Genomic DNA, 16353 nt, shown 5'->3' with positions numbered 1-16353 from the left:
ATTTACTCTACAGAAACATTCAATTCTATAAACCTTAACACGTAAACTTTTCAGTTGGCTATAAAATCTAAATTGTTAACACTAATCAATTATAACTAAGCAAATGATCAAAGTGAATCATTTACCTTTACAAATATTTTAGAGAAAATAATATATCTTGCATTTTATTAGGATAATAAATGGATTTTATTGACATCGGCCTCAGTTTAACTGCTTTGATTATTCTTGAAGTGGTTCTTGGAATAGACAATCTGGTTATTCTATCGATCCTTACAGAAAAATTACCGCATGAAAAGAGAAAAAAAGCGAGAAGATGGGGCTTGACCTTTGCCTGGATAACTCGACTTCTTTTATTAGGCTCAGCCGTATTTTTAGTTAAATTAGTAAAACCAATTCTGACAATAGGCAGTATGGTTTTTTCTGCCCGTGATCTGTTCCTTATATCAGGTGGTGCTTTTTTAATTTGGAAATCAACAGATGAGATTCATAAGGACGTTATACATGAACCATTAATGGAACCTGTTTCAAAAAATGTTTCTTCATCAGCCACTTTCAGAGGAGTTGTCATTCAAATTGCGTTGCTTGATATTATATTTTCATTGGATAGTGTTCTCACAGCCGTAGGACTAACATCACATTTTACAGTTATGGCATTGGCAATTACTATCGCAATCATCATCATGATTTGGGCAAGTGAACCTGTAAGTAAATTTATTAGTGAACATCCTACCATTAAAATGCTCGCGCTTAGTTATTTAATTTTAATAGGAACAGTTTTGGTAGCTGATGGTTTTGAATTCCACGTGCCTAGAGGATACTTGTATTTTGCCATGGGTTTTTCATTAGCGGTTGAATCACTCAACTTGATTAAACATGAACGAGTAAAGCGTAAAAAATTAAATAGAGAATAAGTATGTTATTTGTTAAAGCTTTTCATATCATTTCCTTGGTAGCCTGGTTCGCGGGGTTGTTTTATTTACCACGACTCTATGTATACCACGCTGAATCACAAGATAAAATTAGTGTGGAGCGGTTTAAAATAATGGAAAGAAGATTATATTACGGGATTACATGGCCTGCAGCCCTTGCAACCACACTTCTTGGGTTTTGGCTATTAACTTATAATTTATCTTATTATCTTAAAGCAGGGTGGATGCACATGAAGTTTGCACTGGTTTTGCTCTTATGGATATATCACTTAACTTGTGGCTACTTCCTTAGGGCTTTCGCCCTTGGAAATAATACAAAAAGCTCTCGTTTTTATCGTTTTTTTAATGAAATGCCTACATTGCTGCTGGTAGGCATTGTTTTATTGGTGGTTGTAAAACCATTTTAGTCTATTTCAACCATTTCGAAATCTTCTTTTCCAGCGCCACAATCAGGACAAAACCAGTTTTCAGGAACATCTTCCCATCGTGTGCCTGGTTCAATACCATCTTCTGGCCAACCTTCAGCCTCATCGTAAATAAAACCACAAATAACACAAATGTATCTTTTGTACTCTTGCATAGTCTAAACTCAATAAAAAAGTGCTAATTTATCTACTGTTGATGATTATGTAAAGTTAAACCTTATTTAATATCACAACTAATTTTAAATTAAACCATATAATGAACGTTATAACCTCATCGAGAATTGACATAGATTGCTAAAATTTAACATTAAATCCAATCAATCTGAGGCTGTTTTCACCATATGTCCTGTCATTATTTTTGCAATATTCATGAAATGATTGTAATATTTCCTTGCCTCAGGGCTATCAGTCTAATTTTATTATGTAGTTTTTAGTGAAACCATTATTTCGTCAATCAGGAACAGTGTACAGTAGGAAAATATTTCAACACTTTTTGTATAGGTAACTTTCTGAAACATCTTGAATATTAGAAATAATAACTGATACTTGTCTAAAGTTTATCATTTTTAGGATTTTCTATGAGCCGTTCTTCAGATTTATTTCATAAAGCACAAACAATCATTCCCGGAGGTGTTAACTCACCAGTTCGAGCTTTCAAAAGTGTTGGAGGTGAACCTGTTTTTTTCAAATCGGGTAAAGGTGCCTACCTGGTGGATGTAGATGATAAACATTACATTGATTATGTTGGATCATGGGGGCCTTTGATCCTCGGGCACTGCCATCCAAATGTGATAGCATCTGTAGATTATGTATTACATAGCGGTATGAGTTTTGGTGCTCCAACAGAACTGGAAATTCAATTGGCTGAAAAAATTGCTTCTCTCATGCCTTCAATAGAAAAAATTCGCATGGTGAATTCAGGAACTGAGGCGACTATGACAGCAATTCGCCTGGCGCGAGGATTCACCAATAAAAATAAATTTATTAAATTTAATGGTTGTTATCATGGACATAGCGATAGCTTGTTAGTTAAAGCCGGATCTGGTTTACTTACTCTTGGAATTCCTTCAACCCCAGGCATCCCGCAAAGCATTACCGAACATACATTAACTGCGGATTTTAATAATCTTGAGCAAGTTGCTCAGCTCTTTGAAAAATACCCAAACGACATCGCCACTGTAATTCTAGAGCCTGTTCCCGGTAACATGGGATTTATTTTACCTAGAATAGAGTTTTTAAAAGGATTACGTGAGCTTTGTGATCAATATAATGCGTTGTTAATTTTTGATGAAGTAATGACTGGATTTAGAGTTGGTTTGCATGGAGCACAAGGCTTATTTGGGATTAAACCTGATATCACAACACTTGGAAAAATTATAGGTGGAGGTATGCCTGTAGGTGCATTAGGTGGTAAACGTGAAATTATGTCCTTTCTGGCACCAGAAGGCCCCGTTTATCAGGCTGGTACTCTTTCAGGAAATCCATTAGCCATGGCTGCTGGTTTGGCTACTTTAAATGAGATTGAAAAAGTTAATTTTTTTGAAAATTTAAGCAATACGACTAGTAAATTAACTAAGGCATTAGCAGCAGCTGCTGAAAATGCAAACATTCCATTTTTTACTGCATCATTGGGCGGAATGTTTGGATTTTGTTTTACAGATAAGAATAATGTTGAAAATTATTTGGATGTTGCTTCTTCCGATGAAATTTTATTTAAGAAATTTTTTCATGCCATGCTTAATCGTGGGGTATATTTTGCACCATCTATGTATGAAGCTGGATTTGTCTCCAGTGCGCATGGTGATTTGGAAATAGAAAAAACATACGATGCTGCTGAATTAGTACTTAATCAATTAAAATATACATAATAGCAGAATTGTACATCATTGCCTTGAGTTACTGTAAATACAATTATTGAAACCCGTGCTTGGGCCATGGTGTTAAGTTAAAAAGCCTATAGATGAGATTTTAGAACAGCTTTTTAGACTGATTAACTGCAATTTTAAATAATTAACAAAATACTAGACAGCAGTTTTTCCCTATGTCATATTCCTGTCTCTAGGTCGCAAGTATGGAATCTTGATGAAAAATCAGATTTGTACAGAACAAGTAAAAAGTGTCTAATTGAGCTTAAATAAGACAACTGCAGTTTAATTATGTAACTCATTTTTAGATACTTTTTTTGCTAAGCTGGCTCAATATGATTTTTCTCTGATTTATTCACAAGGGTTAGTGTTAATATTCAAGAAGATCTTAACTAGCAAGGGAAAGCATAAATGTCGATTTTGAGTAGAAAAAGAGGACTATGGAGTTCCATGCCCCAAGGTACATTTGCATTATTTTTTATACAAGTAGTTTCTACTTTAAGTTTTAGCGTCCTTTATTCAACTCTTGTTTTGTACATGAAAGGTAAACTTGGTTTACCAATAGCCACAGCAAACAGCATCATGGGGGTATTTATAGCCTACAATTTTGCTCTGCATCTATTAGGTGGGTTTTGGGGTGGCAGACTGCTCTCTAATCGCTCCTTGTTTTGTATTGGGATGATCGCACAAATTGTTGGTTGCATTTTGCTCTCTATAGGAAATACGACTTTCTTATATTATGGATTAGCTGCGTTCTTAACAGGTTCAGGGTTAAATGTGACCTGTGTAAATTGTATGCTGACTCAGCAATTTGCACCTGAAGACTCTAGAAGAGAAACTGCATTTCTCTGGAATTACGCAGGAATGAATATTGGTTTTTTTATTGGATTTAGCCTCAGTGGGGCTTTCCAGATTTCTCAAAACTATCAACGGCTTTTTCTTTTAAGCAGTTTAGGTAATCTTGTTGCTTTGCTCATATGTCTCTATTTCTGGCAACAATTACATGATAAAAACACTGCGTACTCAAGAAAAGACAAACCAGCACAAAGAAAAGCAACAGCATTAGGGATCGGGTTAATTTTTGTACTACCTTTTATTTTAAGACAATTACTCCAGTATGCTGATTGGGCGAATAAACTGGTCATTATCACTGGGATTGTTATGCTCATATTAATCTTGGTATTAGCTCAACAACAATCCACAAAAGAAGCAAGAGACAAGATTTATGGTTTTGCAGTATTAATGTTGGTTGGTACTGTATTTTGGATGTTATACCAAATTGGTCCAATGGGATTAACGGTATTCATTGATCACAATGTGCAACGACAATATGGCAATTGGATTATTCCACCACAGTGGTTTCAAAATATTAATACCGTAGTCATAGTATTCGGAGGGCCACTATTAGGACTCATGTTAAATAGAATGCGTCAAAATGGATCTCAGGTAAATATTCCTACTCAATTCGCTTTCGCATTATTTTTTATAGGGATTGCCTTTGCTATCTTACCAATAGGTATTACTTATGCTAATCACCATGGTATGGTTAATCCTGGTTGGGTTGTAACAAGCTTTATATTACAAAGTATTGGTGAGCTTCTAATATCACCAATTGGTTATGCCATGATAGGAGCACTAGCCCCAACGTCTCTCCAAGGGGTCATGATGGGAATGTGGATGCTAAATACTGGAGTAGGAGCTACCCTGTCAAGTTATAGCTCAAATTTAATGATTATTGGTCAGGAAAGTACCTCTCCTTTGTTAACCAATGAGGGTTATAGTCATGTGTTTTTGATGCTTGGTTTGTTTGCAATAGGATCATCCGTTATACTTTTCATTTTAGTGCCCAGACTAAGAAAATTAATCAAAGAAAAAAATTTGAATAACTTTAAAGAGTCTGGCATAGAGGTAACTGAAAGAGTAGTTTTATGTGAGTAGTCCCTTTGTCCCAATTATAACGGCAGATATTGATTGGCGTGATGATCTGCCGTATTCCATACAATTTGATGATATTTATTATTCTGCTGAAAGCGGAATTAACCAAAGCCTGCATGTTTTTGTCGAAGGTAATAATTTGATTAATCGTTGGCAACAATTACCAACTGATGGATCAAACGTCTTTACAATCGCAGAAACTGGTTTCGGTACTGGTATGAACTTCTTATTAACCTGGAAACTATGGGAAAAATTTGCCCCCCCAAACGCTCGCTTACATTATATTTCCTGTGACAAACACCCATTAAAAAAAAATGACTTAATCAAATGTCTACAAAAATGGCCAGAACTGAGTTTGCAAGCTGAAAAACTAATAGAGCACTATCCTGTTTTAACACCTGGTTATCATCATCTAACATTTAATAACAATCAGATTACTTTAACATTAATGCTGGGAGACGCGCTGGAGTGCTATGAGCAATTACTAATCTGTGGGGACATTAATCTTGAACAACGATTGAGAGAATCCTATGTTAATGCTTGGTACCTTGATGGTTTTTCACCATCAAAAAACCAATCCATGTGGTCTGAGGATTTATTTACTGTCATTGCCATGTTGTCTATGGACGGCTCTACATTAGCTACCTATTCCGCTTCCGGTGTCGTCAAAACTGCTTTAACCAATGCAGGATTTGTTGTTGAAAAGAAGAAAGGATTTGGACCCAAACGACACATGATATGCGCATATTATGGAAAAGCCCATTCAAATTCAAAAAAGAATCGTCATACCCCTTGGCACATAAGCTATCCTGTTACAAAGGATGAACGATCAGCGCTAATTGTTGGAGGAGGGCTTGCAGGTTGCTTTATTGCAAACAATCTCGCTAAACGTGGATGGGAAGTGGTCTTATTAGAAGAAAAAGAGAGTGTTGGCTGCGGCGGATCAGCAAATCAACAGGCTGTATTATTCCCTAAATTATCCAGCTATAAATCACCATTCACTCAATTTATGCTTTATTCGTTTCTTTATGCTAATTTCGTCTATAAGGAACTTTTGCAAAACTATAATATCGGTGAATTAAAGGGCTCTTTATTGTTAGCACATAATGATAAGGAAAAAGCAAACCAACAAAGTCTGGTTAATTGGTTAGAAAGATACCCTGAATTGGGACAATTAGTGGATGAAATACAATCTACCGAATTATCAGGGCTATCCTTGCAATGTGGTGGTTTATTTATTCCATCTTCTGGCTGGATTAACTCCCCTGAACTATGCAACATACTAATTGATAACAAAAGGATTTCTCTAATCACTGGCAATAGAGTTCAATCTATTGATTATAATCAAAAAAGCTGGGTAGTTAATAACATTGAAGCTCCTGTGTTAATTTTGGCAAATGGACAGAAAGTAAATTATTTTCACGAAGCCAATCATTTGCCTGTAAAAGCAATTAGAGGGCAAATGACTACGATACAATCAACGCAAGACAGTTCCAGATTGAAGATTCCTTTATGTGCTGAAGGGCATGTTTTGCCAGCGTTAAATAATAATCATAGAGTTGGCGCAACTTATGATATTGGTACATATGAACCTGAACTTAATGCTCTCGATGATCAGTTAAACCTTGATCGATTAAAACGGATAGCACCTGAAATAATGTGGTCCCAAAATGTATTAGACCACTGGGCCGGTATACGTGCCGCATCACCGGATTACTTACCTATAGTAGGGCCTCTCCCCAAAGCATTTGAATTTAAAAAAATGTATTCAGAATTACAATCTAACTCCAAACGATGGATAGCAGAAGCAGCCCCCTGTTATCCAAATCTATATGTATGTGCGGCTTTCGGGTCAAGAGGATTGACAACAATACCTCTTGCAACTGAATGGTTATCTGGTTTAATTAATAAGGAAATTTCAATACTACCCAGAAAACTGATACAAGCTATATCGCCCGCTCGATTTTTAAGAAAAAAAATTATACAGGGACAATAAGATATGTTGCTAATTCAACTTAACTTCGTCTTTCTTTATCAGTTATAATCTTAATTTTTATGTGAGTTGATTGTGCATAATATTGAGTTTTATCAAATAGATGCTTTTACGGATAAAGTATTCCATGGTAATCCAGCTGCGGTTTGTATTCTCGATGATTGGTTAAATGATGAGTTATTAAAGGCCATTGCTGCGCAAAATACTTTGGCAGAAACTGCATTTATTATAAAAGATGACCAAGATTTTCATATTCGCTGGTTTACTCCAAATGGAGAAATTAGTCTATCAGGACATGCGACTTTAGCAGCAGGATTTGCTTTACTTGAGTCAAATAAAGGACGGAGAGATTCTATTGTTTTTCATCACTCCAGTGGACAGATTTCAGTAGAAAAAAGAAAAGAAAAATTTATTCTGAACTTTCCAACAATAGGTTATAAAAAATCTCTTTCGCCAGAGCCAATTCTATCACTATTGGATCAACCAGCTAGAGAAGTATTTGAGACAGATCTTGATTATCTCGTTTTACTTGAAAATGAATCACAAATTCGAAATTTGCAAATTGATCTGTTTTCTTTAGCAAAACTCCCCAAAAGAGGAATCATTGTAACCTCCACAACACCAGAAGCCGATTTCTATTCTCGTTGCTTTTATCCTAAACACAGCATTGCAGAAGATCCTGTTACCGGTACAGCACACTGCATATTAGCTCCTTTCTGGGCGGAAAAACTCAATAAAGCGACTTTATATGCTATCCAGGGATTACATAGAAAAGGAGAGTTATACTGTGAGCTTCAGAGGAATAGGGTATTAATTTCTGGCCATTGTCGATGGTATCTACGTGGGCATTTGGTAATTTAATAAAATCAATTGAGATACATCCATCATTGAAGCATAATATAAACCCGTTTCGGCGCCAATGGAGCATGATAACAATACCTATTCCTCTAAGAGAATAAGGTGAAATAATCAAGCGCTTCAGAGTTCTTGGTAATAAAAACATTTGCAGTAATTTTGACTGTACTAGAAATAAAAACTAGACCAACTGATGGAGGAAGAAAATGAGTAGCAAAAGTGGAGGTTTAGCCGGTGTAGTTGCTGGTCAATCAGCAATTGCCACAGTTGGACTGGCAGGCAAGGGATTAAATTATAGAGGCTATTCAATAAATGATCTGGCTGAGTATGCAAGTTTTGAGGAAGTTGCTTATCTGCTTCATTATGGTGAACTCCCCACCCAAAAAAAACTTGATGAATACATAAAAAAATTGGTAAATCTAAGACATATACCTGATGTACTTAAAACCATTTTGAAACTTATACCTAAAAGCACTCATCCAATGGATGTACTGCGAACTGCATGTTCTTTTTTGGGTACTATCGAACCGGAAGAAAACTTTAAACAGCAATATGAAATAGCCGATCGTTTGTTAGCTCTTTTCCCAGGAATAATGTGTTATTGGTATGCTTATCATTTCAAAAATAAAGAAATCACTGGCTTAAGTGAAGAAAACACAACAGGCGGACACTTTCTCGCCTTATTACATGAACGCAAACCCAGTAAAATTGAAACCGATATGATGAACGCCTCATTGATCTTGTATGCTGAGCACGAATTTAATGCTTCTACCTTTGCTGCAAGAGTGACAGCTGCAACACTGGCAGATTTTTATTCGGCGATCACAAGTGCTATAGGAACATTGCGGGGTCCTCTGCATGGCGGTGCTAACGAAGCAGCTATGGAATTAATCGAGCGCTTTAAAACTCCTGATGAAGCAGCAATAGGCATAAAACAAATGCTTGCCAACAAAGATTTAATTATGGGATTTGGACATAGGGTATATACAACTTGTGATCCTCGTTCAGATATTATTAAGAAATGGTCGTTTAGATTAGGTGAAGAAAAAGGAAACCTCCTTTTATACCACATCTCAGAACGTATTGAAGAAATCATGTGGCAAGAGAAAAAATTATTCCCCAATCTGGATTTTTATAGTGCATCAGCCTATCATTACTGCGATATACCAACACACTTATTTACCCCAATTTTTGTGATGTCACGCATTACAGGGTGGTCTGCGCATGTATTTGAGCAAAGAGCAAATAATAAACTAATAAGACCTACTTCCGAATATATAGGCCCAGATTCCAGACCATTTCCAGCTATTGAAACACGAGGTTAATATGCACAATTACGTAGAGGATAATGTCAAGCCAGACTATGATCAGGTTATAACAGACATAGCTGATTATGTATTAAATAAAGAAATTGATAGTGCCCAGGCCTACGAGACTGCACGATTATGTTTAATGGATACACTCGGGTGTGGCATATTGGCCCTTAACTTTCAGGAATGCACCAAATTAATGGGACCTATAGTACCGGGGGCAATGCTTCCTGGAGGCGCAAGAGTACCTGGCACTCATTACGAATTGGATCCTGTCCAAGCTGCCTTTAACATCGGTACAATGATACGTTGGCTAGACTTTAATGATACATGGCTTGCTGCAGAATGGGGGCACCCCTCCGATAATTTGGGCGCTATTCTGGCCGTCGCTGATTATTTGTGCCGAGAAAATTGTAAGCATGGACGTGCTCCTATTTTGATGCATGATGTACTTACGGCAATGATTAAAGCTCATGAAATTCAAGGCTGTTTGGCACTTGAAAACAGCTTCAATCGCGTCGGCCTTGATCACGTCATATTAGTTAAAGTAGCTAGCGCTGCGGTTGCTGCTCATTTGTTTGGAGCAGATCGTGATATGATGCTCAGAACTCTCTCACAGGTTTTTGTGGATGGGCAAAGCTTGAGAACGTATCGACATGCTCCCAATGCAGGTTCAAGGAAATCATGGGCGGCAGGAGATGCTACTTCCCGAGCGGTTCGTTTGGCTTTAATTGCCAAAGCGGGAGAAATGGGATATCCAAGCGCTTTGACCACACAAACATGGGGATTTTATGACGTGTTATTTGGAAAAAAGCATTTCAAGTTTCAACGCCCCTATGGCAGCTATGTGATGGAAAATGTATTATTCAAGCTATCTTATCCTGCTGAATTTCATGCACAAACCGCTGTCGAATGTGCAGTAAAATTACATCCTATAGTAAAAAACAGATTAGAAGATATCTCTCGAATTGAATTAATTACTCACGAGTCGGCAATAAGAATAATAAGTAAACAAGGCGCTTTATATAATCCTGCTGACAGAGATCACTGTTTGCAATATATGGTTGCAGTAGGGCTTCTCTTTGGTGATTTAAAAGCTGAGCATTATGAAGACAATGTTGCCACAGATCCAAGAATAGATGCATTACGAGCTAAAATGCATGTAACAGAGAATGAGCAGTTTTCACGCGATTATCATGATCCTGAAAAGCGTTCTATAGCCAATAGTATGAGAATTATCTTTAAAGATGGCTCAGAAAGTGAACTAATAACTATAGAATATCCGATTGGTCATAAACGTAGACGAGAGGAGGGAATTCCTGTTTTAATGTCTAAATTCAAGCGTAATCTGAGTACAAGGTTCGCTAGTGAAATGGTTGAAAGAATTATTCATACCATGAGCGACACCAACACATTATCATCTATGAAAGTAAGTGATTTTATGGCTATGTGGATAGTAAATAAAGACTAACTTCTAAGATAGAGAGGGAGGGAGGGCTAAGTGAATAGCAAGGCTAGCCCTCCTCTACTGAGTTGTGGCATTCAAAAATAACTTTATATTTTCCTTTGTAAACCAGCAATAGCAAGAACCTTTGTTGATATTTCTTCTATCGAATATTTCGTTGAATTAATATAAGGAATATTTTCTCGCTGGTACATGGCCTCCACTTCTGTTACTTCTAATCTGCACTGCTCTACGGAGGCATATTTACTATTTGGTCTACGTTCAGAGCGGATTTGTTGCAAACGATGTGCGTCAATTGTTAATCCAAATAATTTTTGTTTATACGGTCTTAATACTTCTGGTAAGCGAAAACCCACCAAATCCTCTTCTGTAAAAGGATAATTGGCAGCTAAAATGCCATATTGCAGTGCCATATATAAGCAACTGGGAGTTTTACCGCAACGCGAAACCCCTATAAGAATAATATCCGCTTTATCATAACCCCGTGTTTTTATTCCATCGTCATGTGAAAGAGCAAAATCAATTGCCTCAATCCGATGGGAATAGGACTTCACGTTTGCGACCCCATGAGTTCTGCCTACTGTATAAGATGATTTCTCTTCAAGCTCATTTTCCAATGGTCCAATAAAAATACTAAACAAATCAAAAACACAGGCATGCGCTTTTTTAATGGCTTGTCTAATTTCAGGATCAACTAAAGTCATAAATACTAAAGGTTTGGTTCCTTGATCTGAAAAACATTGATTAATTCGCAGGACAACACTTTCTGCCCTGTCTGTTGAATCTATGTAAGGTATTGTTATTTTTTCAAATTGTATATTCTCAAATTGAGTAATCAGACTATTACCTAATGTCTCAGCCGTAATTCCTGTACCATCGGACAGCATAAAAACAAAACGTTTCATAAGTGGCCTTCTTTTAATGCATTGATTAATAAACAAATAATATTTAAATTATAAAGGGAAATAGCGATTGTACTTATTAATAGCCATCTGCTATCTTAAAAATAATAATATTATACTATTTTAAACAAATCGAATCATGGGAATACTATGCAGCATAATATATATGAGAATAGTAAACTACATATTCTAGGAATTATTTGCCTGGTAATTTCCTTAGGTCTATTCTTCTTTAGCCTTTATATTGTGCCTTTCTTAATTTGGCAATTGGATTATGATATTCCTGATTTTGTTAGTAACATGATAGCTTATGGAGAGGATGAATATTATTACAGCGCTACAACTAGCAAAACGCTGGTTTGGCTTATCTTTTTTACACCAAGCTTAATTATGGGCTATCTTTCTTATTATATATCCAACTATATCGATAAAAACCAGTTAAAACTTCAAGACGAGGCTTTAGAAAGCATGCAAGAAAAATCGCCTTCCAAGCCCGCTGGTCTTAGGAGAGATTCCGCCATATTAGGATTCAAAATCGTCCTCTTGATGGTTTTAATTATTGCGATAATTTTTTTACTACAAATATTATTTGACCTAACAGCTTAGGTAAGGGAGTAGGGCATGTTTACCTTTAAACGATGGAAAATAAGAAGAATTACAAAAAAAATAAAGGCTATGCAAGCCAATAGAGTCAGTAACCAACCAGGGGATGAAATCCTGAAGAAGGAAATACTCTATTATTTTGAATTAGCTACAATTTTTAAAAAATTGAAGAACCATAAAAAATTCCCCTACGCAGAAATCATGATGATTGAATGCTATAGAGCAGCGGCTAATCTTGACGACTCAGCAGCAAATTTTCAGCTAGGTCAAATTTTTCTGGACGAAGCAAAATACAGGCAAAAACTGGACAATGAGGGTATATTCAATAGTCAAGCCAACTTAAAAAGAGCGCAGCAGCTTTTTGATGAGGCCCATGCGCATTTAATTGCAGCTGAAAAGTTGGGACATGTAGGTGCCAAGAGATTAAGAGGTCTATGTATTATCAATGGCTGGGGTGTTGAAAGCGATAAGAATACTGGATTTGAGCTGGTTGTAGACAGCATCGAACAAGAGGGAAGTTGGGATAAAATACCTCAAATATTCGCATCAATGGGATTAAATAAACCCGAGTTTTTTTCTGCTATTATGCAAAGAAGAAAAGGTGTATCTTAAATTCAGTTCATTATTAGATTACTGATCAAATCAAAAATTATTTACAAGTTATAAAGCGTGGTTGTATCAATAGAGTAAATCCAGACTTCCATATTTAGGATTGGAATGAGAATGAATCAAAATGATACTTCTAAAAATGATAATGAAAACTGCAATCAATTGGGTAACGAATTAATAGGAAATTATCAATCGATAACGATCGGTTTCTCAAAAGATGATCTTGCCAGTTTTTCAAAAATTGGCAAACTCCAGGAATATCCTGCCGGAAGTATCATTTATAATGAAGGTGATCTTGCTGACTCCTTCTTCATTATAGTTGAAGGAGTAGCCGAGATATTTAAAAAGACCATTGATGAATTTGAAGAGCATAATATTCATGTGATTGCTACATTAACTAAAGATGAAATTGTTGGTGAGATGGCACTCGTTGAAAATAATAGACGCTCCGCGTCGGTTAAGGCGAAAACTGACCTCACTGTCATAGAGTACTCGCTGGAAAAGGTAAAGGCTAAACCAAAATTAAATTTGATACTTATTAAAAACATGGCTCAGATACTTTCCAGAAGGCTTCGATTTACTAATGAAGTAACTGTCAAAAATATGCAACAAGCTCTTAAAGAAGCCTCTGGGCGCAATACCTTAGGTGTATTTATCATAGCGCTGCTTTGGATTATTTGCCTATATACTTTATCCCTACACTTCCTGGTCACTGTAATACATCAAGTAACTGTCACTACCGTCCTGTCAATTTGCTTAATCTCAATCTTTGCTGTAGCAATACTCATTGCAATGCATTTTACTGGTCTCCCATATTCCAGATTTGGCATCACTTTGAAAGATTGGGGAAAAACCATTCTGGAAGCGTTGGCTTTTACAATTCCTGTTATGCTTTTTGTACTAATAATCAAGGTTTTTTTTATAATAGGTATTAATAATCTGGACAATACCCCTTTATTTTCAGGAACAAAACGCTTTTTAGTCAATAATGCAGTGGACTGGGAATATTACTTGGCCATGATTTTTTTATATAGTCTTTTTGCCCCCATTCAAGAGCTAATGGCTAGAAGTGCACTACAATCTACTTTTTTTCATTTTTTACCCGGGGAGAAATTATTTCGTCAATGGAATGCAATTTTTCTGTCCAATCTAATCTTTGCAACTATGCATACTCATCTAGGCCTAACCTTTGCCTCATTAACTTTTATCGCTGGACTTTTTTGGGGATGGTTATTTCACAGACAGAAATCTCTTTTGGGAGTATCCATTTCTCATGTTATTTTAGGTGTGTGGTCTTTGTTTATTGTTGGATTGCGCTAAGCCAATCTACATTTCACATCCAAAAACCCATGTACCAATTGATAATGGAGCCTCCCCAAAACATAGTTATCAACCCAGAAATACAAAGAAAAGGGCCGAAAGGAATTGCAGTATCACTTGATTTATCATTTCTCCTTAAATAAATCAAACCAATGATAGCCCCGGTTATTGAAGACATCAGAAGAATTAATGGTAAATACATCCAGCCAAACCATGCGCCAAATGCTGCAAATAATTTGAAATCACCATGCCCCATACCTACCTTACCTGTAATCAGATAAAATAGATTAATAAATAACCATAAGGCTAAATAGGCGCCGGCACAACTTAACACAGCAATATCAAGACTAACAAATAGACTCCATGTATTAGCAATAAGACCAAGCCATAATAGTCCTAAAGTTAGACTATCAGGGAGTAATTGATGATCAAGATCGATAAAAGTAAGTGGTATCAATATCCAGATAGCTAATAAAACAAATAATAATTGTATTGTAAAACCGAAATGCCAACTGGCGTATAATGATAAAACTGTGGTCAATAACTCAATAAAGGGATAGCGAATTGAAATGGAACCGTTGCATTGATAACAGCGTCCTCTTAACAAGATATAGCTTAATAGGGGAATATTCTGCCACGCTTTAACCATCGCTTTACAATGAGGGCAAAATGAACGTGGTAAAAATAGATTAAGTTTTATTTTTTCTTTTTGTTGCTCAAGATTAAATAACTCACAGCATTGTTCTCGCCATTCTTGCTGCAAAATAATCGGTAAGCGATAGATTATAACATTAAGTAAACTTCCAACAGCTAAAGAAAAGAGTCCGATGACTAAATACATAAACCATGTATAATTGATTATTAGTGTATTTATCATTGACTCATTTGCCTATATAGTATCGTTAAATTAAACAGGATGTTTAAACAGCAGAGCCCAGTTTGAAGATAGGCAAGTACATAGCCACGACCAATCCCCCAACAAGGATACCTAATATTGACATAATTATCGGCTCCAATAAACTACTCAGAGCATCTACAGCATTATTTACCTCTTCCTCATAAAAGTCAGCCACCTTGCTTAACATTTTCTCAAGGGCACCTGATTCCTCTCCAATTGCTACCATTTGAATTACCATATTTGGAAATAAATGGGTATTTTCCATAGCAATAAACATTTGCTGCCCTGTGGCAACTTCCTCTCTTATTTTATCAGTCGCTTTGGCATAAATAATATTTCCAGTCGCTCCAGCTACAGATTTCAAAGCTTCAACTAAAGGTAATCCAGCAGCAAAAGTAATGGATAGTGTCCTCGCAAATCGAGCAATAGCAGCTTTCTCTAAAATAGGGCCTATCACAGGAAACTTTAGCATCACTCGGTCAATGGTTTGTGCGAAATCTAAAGAATGATTTTTGGCATAAAAAAAACTATAGACAACCCCACCCAAAGCACCAAAAATAATATACCAATAGGCCTGCATAAATTCAGACATAGTAATTACAGCTCTGGTCATCGCTGGCAAATCAGCGCCAAATCCTTTGAACAGCGATTCAAATTGAGGAACCACGTAGATTAACAATCCTGCGGTAACCAAAAGCGCCACTACCATAACTGCAATTGGGTAAGTTAAAGCTTTCTTTATTTTCTTTTTTATGATTTCAATTTTTTCTTTATACGTTGCAACCTTGTCAAGCATAATATCTAATGAACCTGATTTTTCACCTGCATCGACAAGATTACAGAATAATTCATTAAAATAGAGTGGATGTTTAATTAACGATTCTGCTAGCGTTAGCCCTGTTTCAATATCGTGCTTAATTGTTTCTATCAAGTCTTTAAGCCTTTTATTGCTTTGTCCCTTGGCAACAATATCAAACGCTTGCACTAATGGTATCCCTGACTCTATCATCGTAGCTAATTGGCGGCTAAAGACTGTAATATCCGCTTGCGTGATTTTTTTATTTTTTCTATCCAACAAAGGTTTTCTTTTTTTAACTACTTTATTAGTAACTATTCCTTGTTTACGCAAATCAGCTTTAGCTATTGCCAAGCTTCTGGCTTGAATATCACCTTCCATTTTTTGACCAGCTTTATTGATGCCTTGATAATGAAAGGTTAATAAAGGTGGGGCATTTTTATCCATT

15 protein-coding genes are annotated in these 16353 nt (G+C 36.2%); 11 read left to right on the top strand and 4 right to left on the bottom strand.

Going from position 1 to position 16353, the window contains the following annotated elements; genetic code table 11:
- The first annotated feature begins 179 nt into the window (after positions 1 to 179).
- Positions 180 to 911, top strand: coding sequence for a TerC family protein (locus EL201_RS07865; RefSeq protein ID WP_027221724.1), 732 nt, complete (start codon positions 180 to 182; stop codon positions 909 to 911).
- A gap of 2 nt (positions 912 to 913) precedes the next feature.
- Positions 914 to 1336: a protoporphyrinogen oxidase HemJ gene (gene hemJ, locus EL201_RS07860; RefSeq protein WP_027221723.1), complete on the top strand. Its 423-nt coding sequence runs from the start codon at positions 914 to 916 to the stop codon at positions 1334 to 1336.
- Here hemJ and EL201_RS07855 read toward each other — a convergent pair.
- On the bottom strand, positions 1333 to 1509 hold the full coding sequence (locus EL201_RS07855; protein WP_027221722.1) for a rubredoxin: 177 nt from the start codon (positions 1507 to 1509) through the stop codon (positions 1333 to 1335). The two genes, hemJ and EL201_RS07855, sit on opposite strands and share 4 nt — an antisense overlap.
- A 423-nt stretch (positions 1510 to 1932) precedes the next feature.
- On the opposite strand from EL201_RS07855, the gene hemL reads away from it, so the two are divergent.
- The 6 genes from hemL (at position 1933) to EL201_RS07825 (ending at position 10783) form a co-directional block, all read left to right on the top strand.
- The gene (gene hemL, locus EL201_RS07850; protein WP_027221721.1) at positions 1933 to 3222 is read left to right on the top strand and encodes a glutamate-1-semialdehyde 2,1-aminomutase; all 1290 of its coding nucleotides are present in this window, start codon (positions 1933 to 1935) and stop codon (positions 3220 to 3222) included.
- Positions 3223 to 3630: 408 nt separating this feature from the next.
- The gene (locus tag EL201_RS07845) at positions 3631 to 5157 is read left to right on the top strand and encodes a peptide MFS transporter (RefSeq protein ID WP_027221720.1); all 1527 of its coding nucleotides are present in this window, start codon (positions 3631 to 3633) and stop codon (positions 5155 to 5157) included.
- On the top strand, positions 5150 to 7150 hold the full coding sequence (gene mnmC, locus EL201_RS07840; protein ID WP_027221719.1) for a bifunctional tRNA (5-methylaminomethyl-2-thiouridine)(34)-methyltransferase MnmC2/FAD-dependent 5-carboxymethylaminomethyl-2-thiouridine(34) oxidoreductase MnmC1: 2001 nt from the start codon (positions 5150 to 5152) through the stop codon (positions 7148 to 7150). Before EL201_RS07845 ends, mnmC begins: the two co-directional genes overlap by 8 nt.
- Positions 7151 to 7222: 72 nt before the next feature.
- Entirely contained in the window at positions 7223 to 8008 is a 786-nt protein-coding gene (locus EL201_RS07835) for a PhzF family phenazine biosynthesis protein (RefSeq protein ID WP_027221718.1), read from the top strand.
- A 200-nt stretch (positions 8009 to 8208) separates the two neighbouring features.
- Positions 8209 to 9327 (top strand): bifunctional 2-methylcitrate synthase/citrate synthase, encoded by a 1119-nt coding sequence (prpC, locus tag EL201_RS07830; RefSeq protein ID WP_027221717.1) that lies wholly within the window; start codon positions 8209 to 8211, stop codon positions 9325 to 9327.
- Between the two features lies 1 nt (position 9328).
- Positions 9329 to 10783 carry a bifunctional 2-methylcitrate dehydratase/aconitate hydratase gene (locus tag EL201_RS07825; protein ID WP_027221716.1) on the top strand — a complete coding sequence of 485 codons (1455 nt, stop codon included), beginning with the start codon at positions 9329 to 9331 and terminating at the stop codon, positions 10781 to 10783.
- Between the two features lie 83 nt (positions 10784 to 10866).
- On the opposite strand, the gene ppsR is transcribed toward EL201_RS07825, so the two are convergent.
- Positions 10867 to 11682, bottom strand: coding sequence for a posphoenolpyruvate synthetase regulatory kinase/phosphorylase PpsR (gene ppsR, locus EL201_RS07820; protein ID WP_027221715.1), 816 nt, complete (start codon positions 11680 to 11682; stop codon positions 10867 to 10869).
- A gap of 147 nt (positions 11683 to 11829) precedes the next feature.
- On the opposite strand from ppsR, the gene EL201_RS07815 reads away from it, so the two are divergent.
- From EL201_RS07815 to EL201_RS07805, 3 genes are all read left to right on the top strand, one after another.
- Positions 11830 to 12285, top strand: a complete 456-nt coding sequence (locus EL201_RS07815; protein ID WP_027221714.1) for a hypothetical protein — start codon at positions 11830 to 11832, stop codon at positions 12283 to 12285.
- A gap of 15 nt (positions 12286 to 12300) precedes the next feature.
- Entirely contained in the window at positions 12301 to 12894 is a 594-nt protein-coding gene (locus EL201_RS07810; protein ID WP_027221713.1) for an SEL1-like repeat protein, read from the top strand.
- Positions 12895 to 13005: 111 nt separating this feature from the next.
- A complete protein-coding gene (locus EL201_RS07805) occupies positions 13006 to 14211 on the top strand; it encodes a cyclic nucleotide-binding domain-containing protein (RefSeq protein WP_027221712.1) in 1206 nt (401 codons plus the stop codon).
- A 13-nt stretch (positions 14212 to 14224) separates the two neighbouring features.
- On the opposite strand, the gene EL201_RS07800 is transcribed toward EL201_RS07805, so the two are convergent.
- Together EL201_RS07800 and EL201_RS07795 are read right to left on the bottom strand one after the other, a co-directional pair.
- The gene (locus tag EL201_RS07800; protein WP_027221711.1) at positions 14225 to 15088 is read right to left on the bottom strand and encodes a prepilin peptidase; all 864 of its coding nucleotides are present in this window, start codon (positions 15086 to 15088) and stop codon (positions 14225 to 14227) included.
- Positions 15089 to 15131: 43 nt separating this feature from the next.
- The gene (locus tag EL201_RS07795; RefSeq protein WP_027221710.1) at positions 15132 to 16352 is read right to left on the bottom strand and encodes a type II secretion system F family protein; all 1221 of its coding nucleotides are present in this window, start codon (positions 16350 to 16352) and stop codon (positions 15132 to 15134) included.
- Position 16353 lies beyond the last annotated feature (1 nt).

The organism is Legionella pneumophila subsp. pascullei, assembly GCF_900637585.1.
In the GTDB taxonomy this organism is placed as follows: domain Bacteria; phylum Pseudomonadota; class Gammaproteobacteria; order Legionellales; family Legionellaceae; genus Legionella; species Legionella pascullei.
The sequence above is the reverse complement of the archived record's forward strand: the minus strand, read 5'-3'. Positions and strand labels throughout refer to the sequence as shown.